The sequence below is a fragment of the Crossiella sp. NPDC003009 genome (genome assembly GCF_053591555.1).
Genome location: NZ_JBSFUA010000086.1, coordinates 1 through 16,899, shown reverse-complemented (window position 1 = coordinate 16,899; position 16,899 = coordinate 1). Strand labels below are relative to the sequence as shown.

At 72.9% G+C, this 16,899-nt stretch carries 17 protein-coding genes; 12 read left to right on the top strand and 5 right to left on the bottom strand.

What is annotated here, in order from left to right; genetic code table 11:
• The 4 genes from ACWDY5_RS40725 to tsaE form a co-directional block, all read left to right on the top strand.
• Positions 1-656 (top strand): DUF6986 family protein (locus ACWDY5_RS40725; RefSeq protein WP_449727470.1); only part of this gene is annotated, 656 nt, incomplete at its 5' end.
• 49 nt (positions 657-705) lie between these two features.
• Positions 706-1,848: an alanine racemase gene (alr, locus tag ACWDY5_RS40720; RefSeq protein WP_449727469.1), complete on the top strand. Its 1,143-nt coding sequence runs from the start codon at positions 706-708 to the stop codon at positions 1,846-1,848.
• Complete coding sequence (locus tag ACWDY5_RS40715; RefSeq protein ID WP_449727468.1) at positions 1,845-2,951, top strand: alpha/beta fold hydrolase; 1,107 nt, start codon at positions 1,845-1,847, stop codon at positions 2,949-2,951. Before alr ends, ACWDY5_RS40715 begins: the two co-directional genes overlap by 4 nt.
• A complete protein-coding gene (gene tsaE, locus ACWDY5_RS40710; RefSeq protein ID WP_449727467.1) occupies positions 2,948-3,421 on the top strand; it encodes a tRNA (adenosine(37)-N6)-threonylcarbamoyltransferase complex ATPase subunit type 1 TsaE in 474 nt (157 codons plus the stop codon). The genes ACWDY5_RS40715 and tsaE overlap by 4 nt, the downstream gene beginning before the upstream one ends.
• Positions 3,422-3,514: 93 nt before the next feature.
• Here the strand turns inward: tsaE and ACWDY5_RS40705 are convergent, their stop codons facing one another.
• Positions 3,515-6,079, bottom strand: coding sequence for a M14 family zinc carboxypeptidase (locus ACWDY5_RS40705; RefSeq protein WP_449727466.1), 2,565 nt, complete (start codon positions 6,077-6,079; stop codon positions 3,515-3,517).
• Positions 6,080-6,188: 109 nt separating this feature from the next.
• Between ACWDY5_RS40705 and tsaB the strand changes: the two genes are divergently transcribed.
• The 3 genes from tsaB to tsaD are packed head-to-tail and all read left to right on the top strand — an operon-like array spanning position 6,189 to position 8,376.
• Complete coding sequence (gene tsaB / locus ACWDY5_RS40700) at positions 6,189-6,872, top strand: tRNA (adenosine(37)-N6)-threonylcarbamoyltransferase complex dimerization subunit type 1 TsaB (RefSeq protein ID WP_449727465.1); 684 nt, start codon at positions 6,189-6,191, stop codon at positions 6,870-6,872.
• Positions 6,869-7,342, top strand: coding sequence for a ribosomal protein S18-alanine N-acetyltransferase (gene rimI, locus ACWDY5_RS40695; protein WP_449727464.1), 474 nt, complete (start codon positions 6,869-6,871; stop codon positions 7,340-7,342). Before tsaB ends, rimI begins: the two co-directional genes overlap by 4 nt.
• Entirely contained in the window at positions 7,339-8,376 is a 1,038-nt protein-coding gene (tsaD, locus tag ACWDY5_RS40690; protein WP_449727463.1) for a tRNA (adenosine(37)-N6)-threonylcarbamoyltransferase complex transferase subunit TsaD, read from the top strand. Before rimI ends, tsaD begins: the two co-directional genes overlap by 4 nt.
• On the opposite strand, the gene ACWDY5_RS40685 is transcribed toward tsaD, so the two are convergent.
• The gene (locus ACWDY5_RS40685; protein WP_449727462.1) at positions 8,353-8,982 is read right to left on the bottom strand and encodes a MerR family transcriptional regulator; all 630 of its coding nucleotides are present in this window, start codon (positions 8,980-8,982) and stop codon (positions 8,353-8,355) included. The genes tsaD and ACWDY5_RS40685 overlap by 24 nt on opposite strands.
• Before the next feature lie 38 nt (positions 8,983-9,020).
• Here ACWDY5_RS40685 and ACWDY5_RS40680 point away from each other — a divergent pair, with 38 nt between their 5' ends.
• Positions 9,021-9,959, top strand: coding sequence for a hypothetical protein (locus tag ACWDY5_RS40680; RefSeq protein ID WP_449727461.1), 939 nt, complete (start codon positions 9,021-9,023; stop codon positions 9,957-9,959).
• On the opposite strand, the gene ACWDY5_RS40675 is transcribed toward ACWDY5_RS40680, so the two are convergent.
• Together ACWDY5_RS40675 and ACWDY5_RS40670 are read right to left on the bottom strand one after the other, a co-directional pair.
• Entirely contained in the window at positions 9,865-10,587 is a 723-nt protein-coding gene (locus ACWDY5_RS40675) for a M50 family metallopeptidase (RefSeq protein ID WP_449727460.1), read from the bottom strand. The genes ACWDY5_RS40680 and ACWDY5_RS40675 overlap by 95 nt on opposite strands.
• Positions 10,588-10,624: 37 nt before the next feature.
• Positions 10,625-12,145 (bottom strand): alkaline phosphatase D family protein, encoded by a 1,521-nt coding sequence (locus ACWDY5_RS40670; protein WP_449727459.1) that lies wholly within the window; start codon positions 12,143-12,145, stop codon positions 10,625-10,627.
• A gap of 131 nt (positions 12,146-12,276) precedes the next feature.
• Between ACWDY5_RS40670 and ACWDY5_RS40665 the strand changes: the two genes are divergently transcribed.
• From ACWDY5_RS40665 to groL, 3 genes are all read left to right on the top strand, one after another.
• Positions 12,277-13,635 (top strand): hypothetical protein, encoded by a 1,359-nt coding sequence (locus ACWDY5_RS40665; RefSeq protein ID WP_449727458.1) that lies wholly within the window; start codon positions 12,277-12,279, stop codon positions 13,633-13,635.
• 132 nt (positions 13,636-13,767) lie between these two features.
• A complete protein-coding gene (groES, locus tag ACWDY5_RS40660) occupies positions 13,768-14,064 on the top strand; it encodes a co-chaperone GroES (RefSeq protein WP_185000304.1) in 297 nt (98 codons plus the stop codon).
• Between the two features lie 94 nt (positions 14,065-14,158).
• Entirely contained in the window at positions 14,159-15,781 is a 1,623-nt protein-coding gene (groL, locus tag ACWDY5_RS40655) for a chaperonin GroEL (RefSeq protein WP_449727457.1), read from the top strand.
• A gap of 129 nt (positions 15,782-15,910) precedes the next feature.
• Here the strand turns inward: groL and ACWDY5_RS40650 are convergent, their stop codons facing one another.
• Complete coding sequence (locus tag ACWDY5_RS40650; protein ID WP_256508920.1) at positions 15,911-16,219, bottom strand: WhiB family transcriptional regulator; 309 nt, start codon at positions 16,217-16,219, stop codon at positions 15,911-15,913.
• A 327-nt stretch (positions 16,220-16,546) separates the two neighbouring features.
• On the opposite strand from ACWDY5_RS40650, the gene ACWDY5_RS40645 reads away from it, so the two are divergent.
• A partial coding sequence (locus ACWDY5_RS40645; RefSeq protein WP_449727456.1) for a MerR family transcriptional regulator occupies positions 16,547-16,899 on the top strand: 353 nt, incomplete at its 3' end.

The window sequence follows — 16,899 nt, the reverse complement described above, 5'->3', positions numbered from 1 at the left end:
TCAAGCCGGACGAGCTGTTCGAGGCCTTCTGCGCCTACTGCATCACCCGGTCGATCTTCGAGGACGAGTTCGACCCCCAGGAGCTCTGCCTGGGCACCGTGGCCGAGATGGTGCACGCCAGTGAGGGCCGGTGCGCCGGGCTGCACTACGGCACCTACGACTACAGCGCGGCCTGCGGGGTCACCGCGGCGTTGCAGAGCACGGCCCACCCGGTGGCCGACCACGCCCGGATGGTGATGCTGCTGGCCGCGGCGGGCACCGGGGTGCGGCTGTCCGACGGGTCCACCAACATCCTGCCGGTGGGTGGCAGCGCCGAGGTGCACGCGGGCTGGCGGCTGCACGCCCGGCTGGTCCGGCGGTCCCTGGACAGCGCCTACTACCAGGGCTGGGACCTGCACCCGCACCAGCTGCCCACCCGGTTCCTGGCCACCTACGCCTTCTACCGGGAGGCCTTCCCAGCGGCGGCCGCGCGGCTGCGCGCCTACCGGGCCCGGATCGCGGGCACCGTGCTGGACGAGCCCGCCACCGCGCAGGCGCTGGCGATCGGGCTGGTGCGCGGGCTGGACTGCGGGGCGCTGGCGGCCGAGGAGGTCGAGCAGGCGGTGGGCGCCGAACGGGCCGAGCTGGAGGTGCTGGCGCGGCGGCGGATCGGCTGAGGCGCTCCTCGGCTGCCCGGCGGATCCTTGTGACACCATTGACGGTGTTATGGCTGACCAGACGCGCTCCGCCCGCGCCGAGACCGTGATCGACACGGAGGCGCTGCGGCACAACTACGCCCACCTCGCCGGGCTGGCCGCCGCCTCCGGCGCCGCGACCATGGCCGTGGTCAAGGCCGACGGCTACGGCCACGGCGCGGTCGAGGTGGCCAAGGCCGCGCTCACCGCCGGGGTCACCTGGATCGGGGTGGCCGCGCCGGAGGAGGCGCTGGAACTGCGCGCCGCCGGGATCACCGCACCCGTGCTGTGCTGGCTGTACCCGGTGGAGCAGGACTTCGGCGCGGCCATCGCCGCCGAGGTCGACCTGTCGGTGTCCTCGCGGGCCGAGCTGGCCGGGGTGCTGGCGGGGGTGGCGGCGACCGGGCGGGCCGCGCGGATCCACATCAAGGTGGACACCGGCCTGTCCCGCAACGGGGCCGAGCCGGGCAGCTGGCAGGGCCTGTTCGAGGCGTCGGCCAAGGCCGAGGCCGACGGCGCGGTCGAGGTGGTCGGCCTGTGGTCGCACCTGGCCAGCGCGGACGAGCCGGCCAGCCCGGCCACCGACCAGCAGGCCGAGGTCTTCGCGCAGGCCTACCGGACCGCGGTCGAGCTGGGCCTGCGCCCGCTGCGGCACCTGGCCAACTCCGCGGCCACCCTGCTGCGCCCCGACCTGCACTTCGACCTGGTCCGGGTGGGCATCGCGGGCTACGGCCTGAACCCGGTGCCCGGCCACGGCGGCGAGCAGCTGCGCCCGGCGATGACCTTCCGCTCCAGCGTGACCAGGGTGAAGCGGGTGCCTGCCGGGACCGGCGTGTCCTACGGCCTGACCTGGACCGCGCCCGAGGAGACCAGCCTGGCCCTGGTGCCGGTGGGCTACGCCGACGGCGTGCCCAGGGCGCTCTCCGGCCGGATGGAGGTCTTCCTCGGCGGGCGGCGGCTGCCGGTGGTCGGCCGGATCTGCATGGACCAGATCGTGGTGGACTGCGGGGACGCCGAGGTGGCCGAAGGGGACGAGGTCATCCTGTTCGGGCCGGGTGAGCGGGGCGAACCCACCGCGCAGGAATGGGCGGACAAGATCGGCACCATCCACTACGAGATCGTCACCGGCATGTACCGGCCGCGGGTGCGGCGCAGCTACCGGGGCCGCGGATGAACCGGATCTGGCGCGCCGTCGGCATCGCGGGCGGCGTGCTCGGCGCGGCCGTCGGCGCGGGCGCGGTCGGCGCGGCCACCCAGACCCGCCGGATCAAGGCCCAGCGCGCGGGCGGCGCCGAGGACGACCCGTTCACCGACGAGGCGCTGGGCGAGCTGCGCCCCGACCGGCAGTCCACCGTGGCCGCCGACGACGGCACGCCGCTGGCCTGCGAGGAGGTCGACCCGGCCGACGGCGGTAAGGCCGAGCTGACCGTGGTGCTGGTGCACGGCTACACCCTGGACCGCCGCTGCTGGCACTTCCAGCGCCGGGACCTGCCCGAGCTGGTCGACCCGCGGGTCCGGCTGGTGCTCTACGACCAGCGCTCGCACGGCCGCTCCGGCCGCGCGGGCAAGGACACCGCCACCATCGAGCAGCTGGGCCGGGACCTGGACGCGGTGCTGCGCGCGCTGGCCCCGGACGGGCCGCTGGTGCTCGTCGGGCACTCCATGGGCGGCATGACGATCATGGCGCTGGCCGAGCAGCAGCCAGAGCTGTTCGTGGACCGGGTGCGTGGGGTGGCGCTGATCGGCACCGCGGCGGGCAAGGTGGGCAGCTCCGGCCTGCCCCGGCCGCTGCTGTCCCGGTACAACCCGGTGACCCTGGGCGTCGGCAAGGTGGCGGGCACGCTGCCCGGCGTGGTCGAGTGGGTGCGCAAGGTGGGCGGCGAGATCACCTGGAGCGTGGTGCGGCGGCTGGCCTTCGGCGACCGCGAGGTGAGCCCCTCGCTGGTGGACCTGATGGACCGGATGATCGACGACACCCCGGTCGAGGTGATGACCGACTACCTGTCCACCCTGGAGACGCACAACCGGTACGCCGCGCTGGCCGGCCTTCGGCACTGCACGGTGCTGGTGCTGGGCGGCGACGCGGACCGGCTGACCCCGTACTCGCACTCCGAGGCCATCGCGGCCGAGCTGCCGGACGCCGAACTGGTGCGCGCCACCGGGGCCGGGCACATGGTGATGCTGGAGCAGGCCGGGCTGGTGACCGGGAAACTGACCGAACTCATCCGGCGCTGTGCCAGCCCCGGGAGCGGAAAGCGTTGGTGGCGAAAGGCATGACCACTGTGGACAGTGCACTGTGGACGATCGAACTGCCGGAGGTGGCGGACACCGAGGCCTTCGGCGCCCGGCTCGGCGCGCTGCTGGCCGCCGGTGACCTGGTGCTGCTCGCCGGGCCGCTCGGCGCCGGGAAGACCGCGCTGACCAGGGGAATCGCCGCTGGACTCGGCGTGCGCGGGCAGGTCAGCTCGCCCACCTTCGTGATCGCCAGGGCGCACAAGCCCGGCGAGCGCGGCATTCCGCTGGTGCACGTGGACGCCTACCGGCTCAGCGGCTTCGACGAGCTGGAGGACCTGGACCTGGAAACCGACCTGACCACCTCGGCGGTCGTGGTCGAGTGGGGCGAGGGCGTGGCCGAGGGGCTGGCCGAGGAGCACCTGCTGATCCGGCTGGAGCGCCGGGAGGACGAGGTGCGGGTGGCCACGGTGTCGGGCACGCCGCGGCTGCTGGCCGGGCTGCGCCAAGGCTGACGGCGCGGGCGCGGGGGTCCCGGCGAGGCTGACGCCCCGGCGGCACCGCGGCCGGGTTCCGGCGAGGCTCAGCCCCGCCGGAACCCGTGCCACTCAGCGGGTCGCGGACCAGTAGATGGCGTTCGCGACCTGGCTGTACAGCCCCTTCGGGTGCGCCCGGAACATCGGCTCGGTGCCGAAGAGCACCACCCGCGCCCCGGACTCGTCCGTGCCCGAGACCACCGCGGCCTGGCCACCTGCCGCGTTCGGGCCGCCGGAACCGTCCTCATTGGACGTCCAGTGCCCGGAGGCGAGCGGGTTCCCGTTGCCGTAGCGCTGTTCCACGGTCACTCCCGGCCCGATCTCGGTGAACCACTGCGGCGAGTAGACGAAGGAGTTCGGCAGCGCCTCCGCGCCGACGACCCCGGCCGCGTTGTTGGTCACCGTGACCACGCCGTTGGCATCGCCCTTGCCCTGCACCGACTTCACCGGCAGCAACCCGGCCTGGGCGTTGAACGCGCTGCCGGTGGCGCCGCGGGTGACCACGCCACCGCGGGCCAGGAAGGCCTGCAACGCGGTCTTCGCGGCCGGGTTGAGCCCGGTGAAGGACAGGCCGGAGGAGGCGAAGAGCACGTCCACCCGGCTGAGGTCAAAACCGTTGTTGAGCACCGTGGTGGACACCGGCCGCACGTCAAAGCCCATGTCCCGCAACGCGAACAGCTCGTCAGGGCCGACCGCGGCCGCGATGGTGAGCCTGCGCAGCGGGCTGCCCGGCTCGCCGGTGGCAGCCAGGCCGAAGCGCACGCCGTAGCGGTCGGCGACCTGGATGGCGTCCACCCGCGCCGAGGCGGGCACGATGATCGAGCCGTCCGCGCGGCGGCGCAGCTCGATGCCCCGGCCGAGCAGGTCGTTGACCGCACTGGCGTCCTTGCCGTCGCGCACGGTCAGCGTGAGGTCCTTGCCCGGCGCGGCGTCCACGCCACCGGTCGGCGCGGCCGCGGCCACCGGCTTGCCCTGCACCCGCAGGTCGCCGGAGACGGCCACGTCCACCGAGGCGCCCCAGAGCAGGCGGTGGCTCCAGCCGGAGATGTCGTACATCAGCGGCGCCCGCTCGGAGACGTCCCCGCCCTGCTCCAGCATCACGTTGGCCAGCGCCCGCTTGGCCTGGTGCATGTCCACCACGTACGAGCCTGCCGGATAGGTCCGGCCGTTGAGCGAGAACGCCCGCTCCGCCCTGGTCACCCGCACGTCGTGCGCGACCAGGTGGTCCACCAGCCGGGCCGCGGCCGCGCCGGAGCGCTGCGCCGGACCGGCCGGGATGACGTAGGCGCGCGGGAACTTGGTGCTGTACCGGTCCTCCGGGCCGAAGCCGGGCACGAAGCCGTCCGGGATGGGCCGCAGCGCCTCACCGGCCGCGCCGCGGCGGAAGACCTCGATCTGGTTGAAGATCATGTCCGCGCGGTTGGCCGAGACGTAGTCCAGGGTGCTGCGGATGGTCGACTCCACCACGTCGGTGTTGACCGTGGCCCGCCTGCGCAGCTCACTGACCGGCAGGCTCTGGTACGCGCCCCGGTTGACCTGCAACGGAACCTCGATGGTGTAAGCCACCGCGCCGTGGAACATGGCGTACTGCGCGGTGAACACCGGCGCCCAGCCGTCCCACTCGCCGACCGGGTAGTCCCGGAACGGGATCTGCACGTCCTGCGCCTCGGCGTGGCCGAGCGCCTTGACGCCCTGCTCCATCTTCAGGCCGTTGGCGTAGCCGTGCTTGATGTAGAGGTCGAAGTCGTAGTTCTGGCCGTGCGGCGGGCCGGTCGGCTCGATCAGGGTGCCGCCGACGTAGCCGTGCTCGTCCAGCATGGCCACCGGCTGGGTGCGGATCGCGAGGTCCCGCATCACCCGGCCCTCGGGCTGGGAGGAGGTGACGAAGTCGCGGTTGAGGTCGAAGTTGTTCGCGTTCGCCCGGATCCCGGACACCCGGCCGTCCGGGTTGGCCGAGACGTTGAAGTAGACCCGGTGCTGCCGCAGCAGCTCCAGCGCCTTGCGGTCGCTGGTGGTGGCCAGGTAGTCGATCATGCGCAGGGCGCCGTCGGTGCCCTCGTACTCATCACCGTGAATATTCGCGTTGATCCACACCGGCGCCTTGTACTCCCGGCGCAGCCGGTTGTCCCGCGCGGCCGAGCGCGGGTCGTTCTCGATCTCCGCGCGCCAGGCGTCCTGCTGCCTGGTCTCGTTCGGGCGCTCCGGCGCGGTCAGGGTGACCAGGTACAGGTCCCGCCCGAGACCCGACTGGCCGACCACCTCCACCGACACCCGGTCGCTGCGCTGCTGGATCTCGTTCAGCTTGGGCGCGATCGAGTGGTACGGGGCGAGACCGAGCTTGATCGAGGAGTCGCTTGGCTCCTCCGGGAACACCCGCAGCTGGGTCTGCCTGGGATAACCGTCCTTCTTGGTGACCTTGTTCGCACCGTGGGCGCGCAGCCCGCTGCGGCCGGCCGGGGTGTCGGTGGCCGCGATCTCGTTGCGGTCGGGGCCGTTGGCCGGGTCCTCGCCCTTGGTCACCCGCTCCGGCTGCGCGGGGGCGGCACTGGCCACCGGCGTCCCCAGCAGCGCGGTGCCCGCGGTGAGCACCGCGGCGGCCACCACCGTCAGGCGGTGTCTTCTACGGCGTGTCAGCACGTGCTTGCCTCCCCAGATCCGGATGTCGGGTCGTGCTTAGTCGCTGGCCGATCACCTGGTCAAGAGGTCGAACGGCCCTGCACGCCCGGGGTCTCGTAGGCTTGTCCGCGTGCTCGTGCTCGCCCTGGACACCGCCACCCCCGCCATCACCGCGGGGGTCGTCGCGCTGGCGGACTCCGGTCCGCGGCTGCTCGCCGAGCGGGTGACCCTCGACCCGAGAGCGGCCGGTGAGCTGCTCACCCCGCAGGTGCACCAGGCCGCCGAGGCGGCCGGGATCGCGCTGGCCGAGCTGGCCGCGATCGTCACCGGCGCCGGTCCTGGCCCGTTCACCAGCCTGCGCGCGGGCATGGTCACCGCGGCCGCGTTCGGGCACGCCCTGGACAAGCCGGTGCACCCGGTCTCCACCCTGGACGCGATCGCCGCCGGCGCGAGCCACGACGCCGGGCTGCTCGTGGTCACCGACGCCCGCCGCCGCGAGGTGTACTGGTCGGCCTACGACGCGGCCGGGCGCAACGTCACCGGCCCTCGGGTGGACCGCCCGGACGCGGTGGCCGAGCTGCTCACCGGCGAGCTCGCCGGACTGGGCATCACCCAGGTCGCCGGGCACGTCGCCGCCCAGCACGCCGAGCTGTTCGGCCTGGCGGTGCTGGCCGCCGAGTACCCGACCCCGGTGGGCCTGGTGCGGGCCGCGGCAGCCGCGCTCGCCGGCGAGCCCGCGCCGCTCACCCCGCTCTACCTGCGCCGCCCGGACGCGGTGGAACCCGCGGGCCGCAAGCGGGTGAGCCCGTCATGACCGTCCACATCGGACCGTTGCGCCGCAGGGACCTCAAGCGCTGCGCGGAGATGGAGGCGGAACTCTTCGCCGGGGACGACCCCTGGTCCGAGCCCGCCTTCGCCGCCGAGATCGACGCCGGGCACCACTACGTCGGCGCCTACGCCGAGGGTGAGCTGATCGGCTACGCCGGGATCGCGCTGCTGGTCGGCCCGCCGCAGGCCGAGGCCGAGGTGCACACCATCGCGGTGCACCCGGACTGGCAGGGCAACGGCATCGGCAAGGCGCTGCTGCTCGACCTGCTGGCGCACGTGGGTCAGGTGAATGCCACGGTGTTCCTGGAAGTGCGCACCGACAACGAACCGGCCATCGCGCTCTACGAACGGCAGGGCTTCGAGAAGCTCGGCGTGCGCAAGCGCTACTACCAGCCCTCCGGCGCGGACGCCTTCACCATGCGCCGGGTGCCCACCGCGGAAAGCAGAACAGCATGATCGTCCTCGGCATCGAGACCTCCTGCGACGAGACCGGCGTCGGCATCGTCCGCCGCGGTCCGGACGGCCACCTGGAGCTGCTGGCCGACGAGGTCGCCTCCAGCGTCGAGGAGCACGCCCGCTTCGGCGGCGTGGTGCCCGAGATCGCCAGCCGCGCGCACCTGCAGGCCATGGTGCCCACCATGCGCAGGGCGCTGGACGCGGCGAAGCTGTCACTGTCCGATGTGGACGCCGTCGCGGTCACCGCGGGGCCGGGGCTCGCGGGCGCGCTGCTGGTCGGGGTGTCGGCGGCCAAGGCCTACGCCAGCGCGGCGGGCAAGCCGCTCTACGGGGTGAACCACCTGGCCGGGCACGTGGCCGCGGACACCCTGGAGCACGGCCCGCTGCCCAGCCGCTGCCTGGCGCTGCTGGTCTCCGGCGGGCACAGCCAGCTGCTGCTGGTGGACGACCTGGTCAGCAAGATCACCGAGATCGGCGCCACCATCGACGACGCCGCGGGCGAGGCCTACGACAAGGTGGCCAGGGTGCTCGACCTGCCCTACCCCGGCGGCCCGCCCATCGACAAGCTGGCCAGGCAGGGCAATCCCAAGGCCATCGACTTCCCGCGCGGCCTGACCGGCCCGAGGGACGCGCGGCACATGTTCTCCTTCTCCGGCCTCAAGACCGCGGTGGCCCGCTGGGTCGAGCAGCGGGAGCGGGCCGGCGAGCCGATCCCGGTGGCCGATGTCGCGGCCAGCTTCCAGGAGGCGGTCGCGGACGTGCTCACCATGAAGGCGGTGCGCGCGGCCAAGGAACTGGGTGTCGGCACGCTGGTGATCTCCGGCGGGGTGGCGGCCAACTCGCGGCTCAAGGAGCTGGCGGCCGAGCGCTGCGCGGCGGCCGGGATCGAGCTGCGGGTGCCCAGGCCGAGGCTGTGCACCGACAACGGCGCGATGATCGCCGCGCTGGGCGCGCACGTGGTGGCCGCGGGTGCGGACCCCTCGCCGCTGACGCTGTCCGCGGACCCCTCGCTACCGCTGGTCTACGGCGGCTGAGCCGAACCGCTTGGCCGCCTGGTGCTGGTGGCCGAGCCTGCGCAGCGCGGCGAACAGGGCGTCGCCGAGCACGGTGCCGACCACCGCGGTCTCCACCACCGCCTCCGGGTTGTCCAGGCCGGTCAGCTGGTCCACATCGGCCTCGGCCACCTCGTCGGCCAGCCGCACGTAGCGTTCCAGGTGCTCCAGCAGCCGTTCCTGGCCGAGCTCGCGGAAGGTGCCGAGCAGCCCGGCGGCGGTGCGCCCGGCCGGGTCCGCCGGGTCGATGGTCCAGCCGCGTTCGGCGGCCGCGGCGCGCAGGCGTTCGTAGGCCCAGTCCGCGTCCGGGGCGGTGGCGTGGGTCAGGCCGTACTGGGCGGCGGCCAGGGTGCCGAAGAGCCCGGCCCCGCTGTCCAGTGACTCCACCACCCTGCGCACCTCGGCCACCGAGCAGCCGCCGGTCTCGATCAACGCGCGGACCAGCCTGAGCCGCCGGACATGCGCCTCGGTGTACTGGGCCTGGTTGGGGCTGGTCCGCTCGACGGGCGGCAGCAGCTGTTCGCGCAGGTAGAACTTGATCGTCCCGACCGGGACCCCCGACTCGGCGCTCAGCTCCGCCATCCGCATGCGGGTCAACCTACTTGTGCCGACCATCTGGAGGGGACATGGCGGGCTGGCATCGACCTCTGCTGGTGTGCTCGGCCGCGATGGCGGCGCTCGCGCTGGTCTCGCTGGCCGGGCTGGCCTGTGACGAGCGGACCGTGCTCGGCGCGCCGCTGTGGCTCAAGCCGTTCAAGTTCGCGGTGTCCAACGCGCTCTACGGCCTGACCTGGGCCTGGCTGGCCTCGCTGCTCGGCAGGAGCGCGCACCGCTGGGCCAGCGCGGCGGCGGCGATCATGGTGCTGGACTTTGTGATCATCCTGGTCCAGGCGCTGCGCGGGCGGCCAAGCCACTTCAACCTGGCCACTCCGCTGGACACCGTGCTCTACGTGGTGATGGGCGTGGCGGTGGTGGTGCTGTGGGCAGGCACGGCCGTGCTGACCCTGCGGGTGCTGCGGCTGCCGATCGCCGACGCCGCCCAGCGCTGGGCGCTGCGGCTGGGCACCGGCATCTCCCTGCTCGGTCTGGCCCTCGGGACCCTGATGACGCTGCCGAGGGCGAGCCAGCCCCTGCCCGGTCCGGTGGTGGGCGCGCACAGCGTCGGCGTGCCCGACGGCGGCCCCGGCCTGCCGCTCACCGGCTGGAGCACCACCGGCGGCGACCTGCGCGTCCCGCATTTCGTCGACATGCACGCGCTCCAGGCGCTGCCGCTGTTCCTGCTGCTGCTCACCGCGCTCAAGGTGCCCGCGCTGCTGCGCGCCCGGCTGGTGGTGGTGGCCGGGGCCGGTTATCTCGGCCTGGTCGCACTGGTCACCTGGCAGGCGCTGCGCGGTCAGCCGCTGCTGCGCCCGGACGCGCTGACCATGGCCGCGCTGGCCGTGCTGGTGCTGGCCGTGCTCGCGGGCGCGGTCAGGGCCGCAGCGACCAGCCGTCCAGGACCTCGGCCAGCAGCCAGTTCCCGCCCAGCGCCAGCGCGCCCAGCGCCACCAGCCCGAACACGGTGACCCAGAAGATCCCCGGCAGCCCGGTGAGCCTGGCCAGCTGGTCCGCGTCGGAGTCCCTCGCCCGGCCCCGCCGCCGCTTGCGCTGGAGCTCCGGCACCGGCCGCACTCCGCCGATCAGCAGGAACCAGGTGACCAGGTAGGCGAACCCGGCCTGCACCGCGCTGTCGGCCAGCACCGACACCGCCACCAGCGCGCCGCCGGTGACCAGCAGCAGCACCGCGCCGTAGACGTTGCGCACCATGATCAGCACCAGCAGCAGCAACGCGGTGCACACCCACAGCAGCAGCGTGATCATCCCGGCGCCGAGCAGCGCGGCCAGCCCGAGGCCGAGCAGCGAGGGCGCGATGTACCCGGCCAGGACGGTGAGGATCATGCCCGGTCCGGTCGGCTTGCCCCGGGAGGTGGTCACGCCGGAGGTGTCCGAGTGCAGCCGGATCCCGCTCAGCCGCCGCCCGACCAGCACCGCGATCAGCCCGTGCCCTGCCTCGTGCACGATGGTCACCACGTTGCGCGCCAGCCGCCACGGCCCGTTGGCCAGCACGACAACCAGCGCGACCAGCGCCGTCGTCAGCACGACCCACTGCGGCGGCGCCGGTTGCACACTGATCAGCCGTTCCCAGAAGTCCACGCCCCCACTGCTACCAGACGGGGGTGAAGATCCCGCCTCAGGCGCGGTGCAGTCCGGGCTCCCGGTCCCGCACCACGAAGCTGGCCGCGGTCGTGGCAGGCGCGTCCGGCTTGGTCACGTACGGCAGGGTGCGGAAGTCCGCGCGCAGCTCATCGGCGGTGAACTTGGTCCGCACGTACCCGCGCCGGTTCCGGTGGAACTTCACGTGCGGGTTCTCCGCGAGCACCGCCGCGTTCGGGTCGTCGTTGCCGTCCCGGCCGCTGGTGATCGAGGTGGTGACCAGCTCGACGCCCACGGTCTTGGACGTCGGGTCGCCGTAACCGGCCTTGATGTCGGCCGCCCAGTGCCGGTGCACGTCGCCGGTGAGCACCACCGCGTTGCGGGTCTGGCCGAGCCCGGCGGCGATCTTGTCCCGGTTGACCTTGTAGCCGTCCCAGGCGTCCATGTTGAAGCCCTCGGGGGTGCCGGGGGTGAGGTCGATCTGGGCGAAGAAGACCTGCTGGCCGAGCACGTTCCAGCGCGCGCGGGATCGGTGCAGACCGTCCAGCAGCCAGCGCTCCTGGTCCGCGCCGGTGATCGAGCGCGTGGGGTCCAGCCTGGCCTCGCACCCGGCCTTCACCCCGTCCCCGCAGGCCTGGTCGCTGCGGTACTGGCGGGTGTCCAGCATGTGGAAGTCGGCCAGCCCGCCCCAGCGGATCCGCCGGTACAGCTGGAGGTCGATGCCGTTGGGCTTGGACGTCCGGCGCAGCGGCATGTTCTCGTAGTAGGCCTGGAACGCCGCGGCCCGCCGGGCCAGGAAGGCCGGGTCCGGCTGCTCGGGGACCTCGTCGGCCCAGTTGTTCTCGGTTTCATGATCATCCCACACGACCAGCCAGGGCGCGGTGGCGTGCGCGAGCTGGAGGTCGGGGTCGGTCTTGTACTGGGCGTGCCGCAGCCGGTAGTTCGCCAGCGTGCGGGTCTCCGGCCCGAGCACCTTGCGCACCTCGTTGGCCCCGGCGGCGTACTCGTACTGGTAGTCGCCCAGGTGCAGGATCAGGTCGGGGTGGTCCTCGGCCAGGCGGCGGTAGGCGGTGAAGTAGCCCTGGCCGTAGTGCGAGCAGGAGGCGAAGCACATGGTCAGCTCGGTGCGCAGCACCTCGGGGCCGGGCGCGGTGCGGGTGCGGCCGGCCGGCGAGATCTCGCCGCCGGTGCGGAAGCGGTAGAAGTACTCGCGACCGGCGCGCAGGCCGCCGACCTCCACGTGCACGGTGTGCGCGGACTCCGGCCGGGCGTGCGCCACCCCGCGCCTGGCGATCCGGCGGAACCGCTCGTCCTCGGCCACCTCCCAGTGCACCGGCACCACCCGGCCCGGCATGCCGCCGAGGCCGTCCTCGTTCAGCGGGGACACCGCCAGGCGGGTCCACAGCACTACGCCGTCCGAGGTCGGGTCACCGGAGGCGACGCCCAGGGTGAACGGGTCGACGAGCTTGCGGGAGGGGGCGGCGACGGCGGGCAGGGCGGTGCTCAGGGCCAGGGTGGCCGCGCCGCCGAGCAGGGCGGAGCGTCGGGACACGCGCATGGTGGGGGACCTCCGGTCAGTGGGAACCCCTCGATCCCACGCCCGGACGCGTGACGGGCACCAGCCACCATTGGTTGCCACCTCGGCACGGCGCGGTGAACTTCCCGGAACTCCGGGCCTACGGTTGAGGTATGAGCTGGCTGGACGACCGGCTGAGCCGGGCCGAACGGGACGGGGCCAGCGCCGTGCAGTGGAACGAGCTGGGGATGGCGCTGGCCGACCAGCGGCGCTGGCAGCGCGCGGAGCACTGCTTCCGCCGGGCCATCGACGCCGGTGGCGAGCACGCGCACTACAACCTGGGCAACGTGCTCCGCCAGCGTTACCTGCCGGCCAGGGACCGCACCCTGCTCGAACAGGCCGTGCACAGCTACCGCAAGGCCGTGGTGGCCGGCTGCCTGGACGCGCACCAGGCGCTGGGCATGGCCCTGGTCGAGCTGGGCGAGTACACCGAGGAGGCCCGCGAGCAGCTCGGCATCGCCGCCCGGCTGGGCGAGCGCTGGGCGGTGATGGGCCAGGCCCAGCTGGCCGAGGCCGACGGCGACCCGGCCGAGCAGGAGCGGCTGCTGCGCGGCCTGCTCGCCGACGACGACCCGGTGCTGGCCGACTGCGCCCGTGCCGAGCTGGGCATCGTGCTGCGCTTCGAGCAGCGGGCCGCCGAGGCGGAGCTCCTGCTCGCCGAGGGCGCGGAGAGCGGCCAGCGGCACTCCGCCTACCAGTACGCGCTGCTGCTGGACGAGGACCCGCACGCCGCGGCCAGGGCCGAGCCCGCCTTCCGCCGGGCGGTCGAGCTGGGCGAGCAGCAGGCCCTGCTCAAGCTCGGCAGGCTGCTCCGCCGCAACCACCGGTCCCGGGCCGCGGTCGAGGTCTTCGCCGCGGCCGTCGCGGCCGGACTGCCCGAGGCGCACGCCCAGCTCGCCCGCGCCCACCGCGACCTGGGCGAACGCCAGGAGATGTTCGCCGCCCTCGACCTGGGCATGGCCCTCGGCGACGCGGAGACCTTCTTCGAGGCGGCCGAGATCGCCGAGCTGGAGGACCGGCGGGCCGAGGCCGAGCAGATCCTGTGGCGGGCGCTGGCCGAGCTGGCCGACCCCGGCGACCTGGCCATGGCCAGGGTGCAGCTGGCCGACCAGTTCATCGACGCCGGGCGCGAGGCCGAGGGCGTCGAGCTGCTGCGGGCCGGGGTGGCCGCCGGGGAGAGCGAGGCGGTCAACTCCCTCGGCAACTACTACAGCGAGCACCTCGGCGACCCCGCCTCGGCCGAGGCGGTCTACCGGGCCGCCGTGGCCGCCGGGGACGATCTGGCCCGGTACAACCTGGCGCACCTGCTCTGGGCGGAGGGCAGGCTGGCCGAGGCCGAGTCCGAACTGCTGGGTCTGGTCACGGCGGGCGAGCCGGGTGCGTATCGTGACCTCGCGGAACTCGCCACGGCCAGGGGGCTGGCGACCGAGGCTGAGAGATACCGCTCACTCGTTCCGAGGGGCCGTCGTTGAGCGTTGGCACTCTCAGGGGTAGAGTGCCAAACGAACGGCGCTTCACCGCCCCGGCACCCGCGACGACGGGATGGTAGGAGCCGTAACTCAACTACCTGCCAACGCTTTCGAAGACCTACGGAGGTCAAACCGGTGAGCGTGAACATCAAGCCGCTCGAGGACAAGATCCTCGTCCAGGCGAGCGAGGCCGAGACGACGACCGCGTCCGGCATCGTCATCCCGGACACCGCCAAGGAGAAGCCCCAGGAGGGCTCCGTCCTGGCCGTTGGGCCGGGTCGTGTGGACGACAAGGGCAACCGCGTCCCGGTGGACGTGAACGTCGGCGACGTCGTCATCTACTCCAAGTACGGTGGCACCGAGGTCAAGTACAACGGCGAGGAGTACCTGATCCTCTCCGCCCGCGACGTGCTGGCCGTCATCCAGAAGTGACGACCTGCTGCTGAGCACCTGATCCGCCCCGGCGGCCCCTCCGGGGGTCACGGGGCGGTTCTACGTGCAGGGCACGAGAAGGAGATGGGAAGAGATGGCTAAGCACATCAGCTTCGACGAGCAGGCTCGCCGCGCGCTCGAGCGCGGGGTGAACCAGCTGGCCGACGCGGTCAAGGTCACCCTTGGCCCGCGCGGCAGGCACGTCGTGCTGGACAAGAAGTTCGGTGGGCCCACCGTCACCAACGACGGTGTGACCATCGCGCGGGAGATCGAGCTGCCCGACGCCTTCGAGAACCTGGGCGCGCAGCTGGCCAAGACCGTGGCCACCAAGACCAACGACGTGGCAGGCGACGGCACCACCACCGCCACCGTGCTGGCCCAGGCCATGGTCAGGGTCGGCCTGCGCAACGTGGCCGCGGGCGCCAACCCGGCCTCGCTGGGCAAGGGCATCCAGGCGGCTTCGGACGCCGTGGTGGAGGCGCTCAAGGCGCGCGCCACCCCGGTCAAGGGCCGCGACAACATCGCCCAGGTCGGCACCGTCGCCTCCCGCGACGAGTCGATCGGCGCGCTGCTCGGTGAGGCCATCGAGCGGGTGGGCGAAGACGGTGTCATCACCGTCGAGGAGTCCTCCAGCCTGGCCACCGAGCTGGACGTGACCGAGGGCGTGCAGTTCGACAAGGGCTACATCTCCGCCTACTTCGCCACCGACCAGGAGGCGCAGGAGGCCGTGCTGGAGGACGCCTACGTCCTGCTGCACAAGGACAAGATCTCCGCGCTGGCCGACCTGCTGCCGGTGCTGGAGAAGACCGCAGAGGCCGGCAAGCCGCTGCTGATCATCGCCGAGGACGTCGAGGGCGAGGCCCTGTCCACCCTGGTGGTCAACTCGCTGCGCAAGACGCTGCGGGTCACCGCGGTCAAGGCGCCGTACTTCGGCGACCGCCGCAAGGCGTTCCTGGACGACCTCGCCGCCGTCCTTGGCGGCCAGGTGGTGGCGCCCGAGGTCGGGCTCAAGCTCTCCGAGGTCGGTCTGGAGGTGCTCGGCAAGGTTCGCCGCGTCGTGGTCACCAAGGACACCACCACCATCGTCGACGGCGGTGGCGACCGGGCCGGTGTAGACGCTCGCATCGAGCAGATCCGCCGGGAGATCGAGGCCACCGACTCCGACTGGGACCGCGAGAAGCTGCAGGAGCGGCTGGCCAAGCTCTCCGGCGGCATCGCGGTGATCAAGGTCGGCGCGGCCACCGAGACCGAGCTGAAGGAGCGCAAGCACCGCATCGAGGACGCGGTCGCCGCCACCAAGGCCGCGGTCGAGGAGGGCATCGTGCCCGGCGGCGGTTCCGCCCTGGTGCACGCGGCCAAGGAGCTCGACGGCAACCTGGGCCTGACCGGCGACGAGGCCACCGGTGTGGCCATCGTGCGCGAGGCGCTCAACGCGCCGCTGTTCTGGATCGCGGCCAACGGCGGGCTGGAAGGCTCCGTCGTGGTGCACAAGGTCAAGGACTCGGAGTGGGGCCAGGGCTTCAACGCGGCCACCCTCACCTACGGCGACCTGATCGCCGACGGTGTGGTCGACCCGGTCAAGGTCACCCGCTCCGCGGTGGCCAACGCCGCCTCGATCGCCCGGATGGTGCTCACCACCGAGGCCTCGGTGGTGGAGAAGAGGGACGACGAGCCCGCGGGCTCCGGGCACGGCCACGGTCACGGGCACGGCCACTGACCTTCGGCTGGTAACGAAGCACGCGTGACGAACGACAAGGGCGGCACCTCCCGGATCCGGGGGTGTCGCCCTAAGTCGTCAGAAGGGGTTGTGCGGTGGCTGCGCGTATGGCGGCGGACTCCGGCGGGTTCAGGCCGGAGCTGGGGTCAGGGCCAGCTTGCGCCGGCGGTTGCTGATGATCGACTCTCGTTCGGACTCCGACATCCCGCCCCAGATGCCATACGGCTCCTGGACGGCGAGCGCGTGCCGACGACACTGGGCGAGCACTGGGCACGCCTCGCACACCGCTTTGGCCTTGGCCTCGCGCCGTGCCCTTGCTGGTCCCCGCTCACCGTCGGGGTGGAAGAAGAACGCACTGTCCATACCGCGGCAGGAGCCGCGCAACTGCCAGTCCCACAGGTCCGCGTTCGGGCCGGGGAGTCGCCGGGTGTCAGCCATCGCGACCACCTTCTTGCCGGAGTTGATGTGTCGTCGTGCCGTGGGGTGCCCGGATCTAACCTTGATCAACCGTAGAACCGCGCCAAAACTTGTTCAATCGCTAGGCTCGTCAGACCTAGTTCAACGCCGGGTGATCAAAATGGCTTGTCAGCGGCCTGCACCACCTGACTCAGGTTGCCGACCGGGTGACCCCGACCTGAACATGAACACGTGACGAGATCGACAGGTCCGGGTATACCCCGGCCGACGCGGCGACATCCCGCGCCGTCCGCGCTCGTCCCGAGAACTGGCGACGAGGAGTCCTCCCTCCGGTTGACCGTGGCCGCGATGGCCGGCCGGCTCGGCGTCGCCCCGGCCACCCTGCGCACCTGGGACCGCCGCTACGGCCTCGGCCCCAGCGACCACACCACCGGCAGGCACCGCCGCTACGGCCCCGCTGACATCGCCCGGCTGGAGCGGATGCACCGCGCCCTGCTGCGCGGGGCCGCGCCGGCCGAGGCCGCCCGCTACGCCCGCAGCTCCACCGAGGACGTCGACACCCCAGCCGAACCACCGCGCAGGCCCGCACACCGGATCGGCCGCGGCCTGCGGCTGCCGGGCGCCGGCCGCCGGGCCCGCCGAGACGTCCGGCGCGGACACGGGCTCGTCGGCCAGGAGGGGGTCCGGTTCCACGGGCAGCG

Excerpts from the sequence above, each read along its gene's own strand:
- ACWDY5_RS40670 (WP_449727459.1), bottom strand. The coding sequence starts at position 12,145 with ATGCGCGTGTCCCGACGCTCCGCCCTGCTCGGCGGCGCGGCCACCCTG.
- tsaD (WP_449727463.1), top strand. The coding sequence starts at position 7,339 with ATGATCGTCCTCGGCATCGAGACCTCCTGCGACGAGACCGGCGTCGGC.
- ACWDY5_RS40680 (WP_449727461.1), top strand. The coding sequence starts at position 9,021 with ATGGCGGGCTGGCATCGACCTCTGCTGGTGTGCTCGGCCGCGATGGCG.
- rimI (WP_449727464.1), top strand. The coding sequence starts at position 6,869 with ATGACCGTCCACATCGGACCGTTGCGCCGCAGGGACCTCAAGCGCTGC.
- ACWDY5_RS40650 (WP_256508920.1), bottom strand. The coding sequence starts at position 16,219 with ATGGCTGACACCCGGCGACTCCCCGGCCCGAACGCGGACCTGTGGGAC.
- alr (WP_449727469.1), top strand. The coding sequence starts at position 706 with ATGGCTGACCAGACGCGCTCCGCCCGCGCCGAGACCGTGATCGACACG.
- ACWDY5_RS40665 (WP_449727458.1), top strand. The coding sequence starts at position 12,277 with ATGAGCTGGCTGGACGACCGGCTGAGCCGGGCCGAACGGGACGGGGCC.
- ACWDY5_RS40685 (WP_449727462.1), bottom strand. The coding sequence starts at position 8,982 with ATGCGGATGGCGGAGCTGAGCGCCGAGTCGGGGGTCCCGGTCGGGACG.
- ACWDY5_RS40715 (WP_449727468.1), top strand. The coding sequence starts at position 1,845 with ATGAACCGGATCTGGCGCGCCGTCGGCATCGCGGGCGGCGTGCTCGGC.
- groL (WP_449727457.1), top strand. The coding sequence starts at position 14,159 with ATGGCTAAGCACATCAGCTTCGACGAGCAGGCTCGCCGCGCGCTCGAG.
- tsaE (WP_449727467.1), top strand. The coding sequence starts at position 2,948 with ATGACCACTGTGGACAGTGCACTGTGGACGATCGAACTGCCGGAGGTG.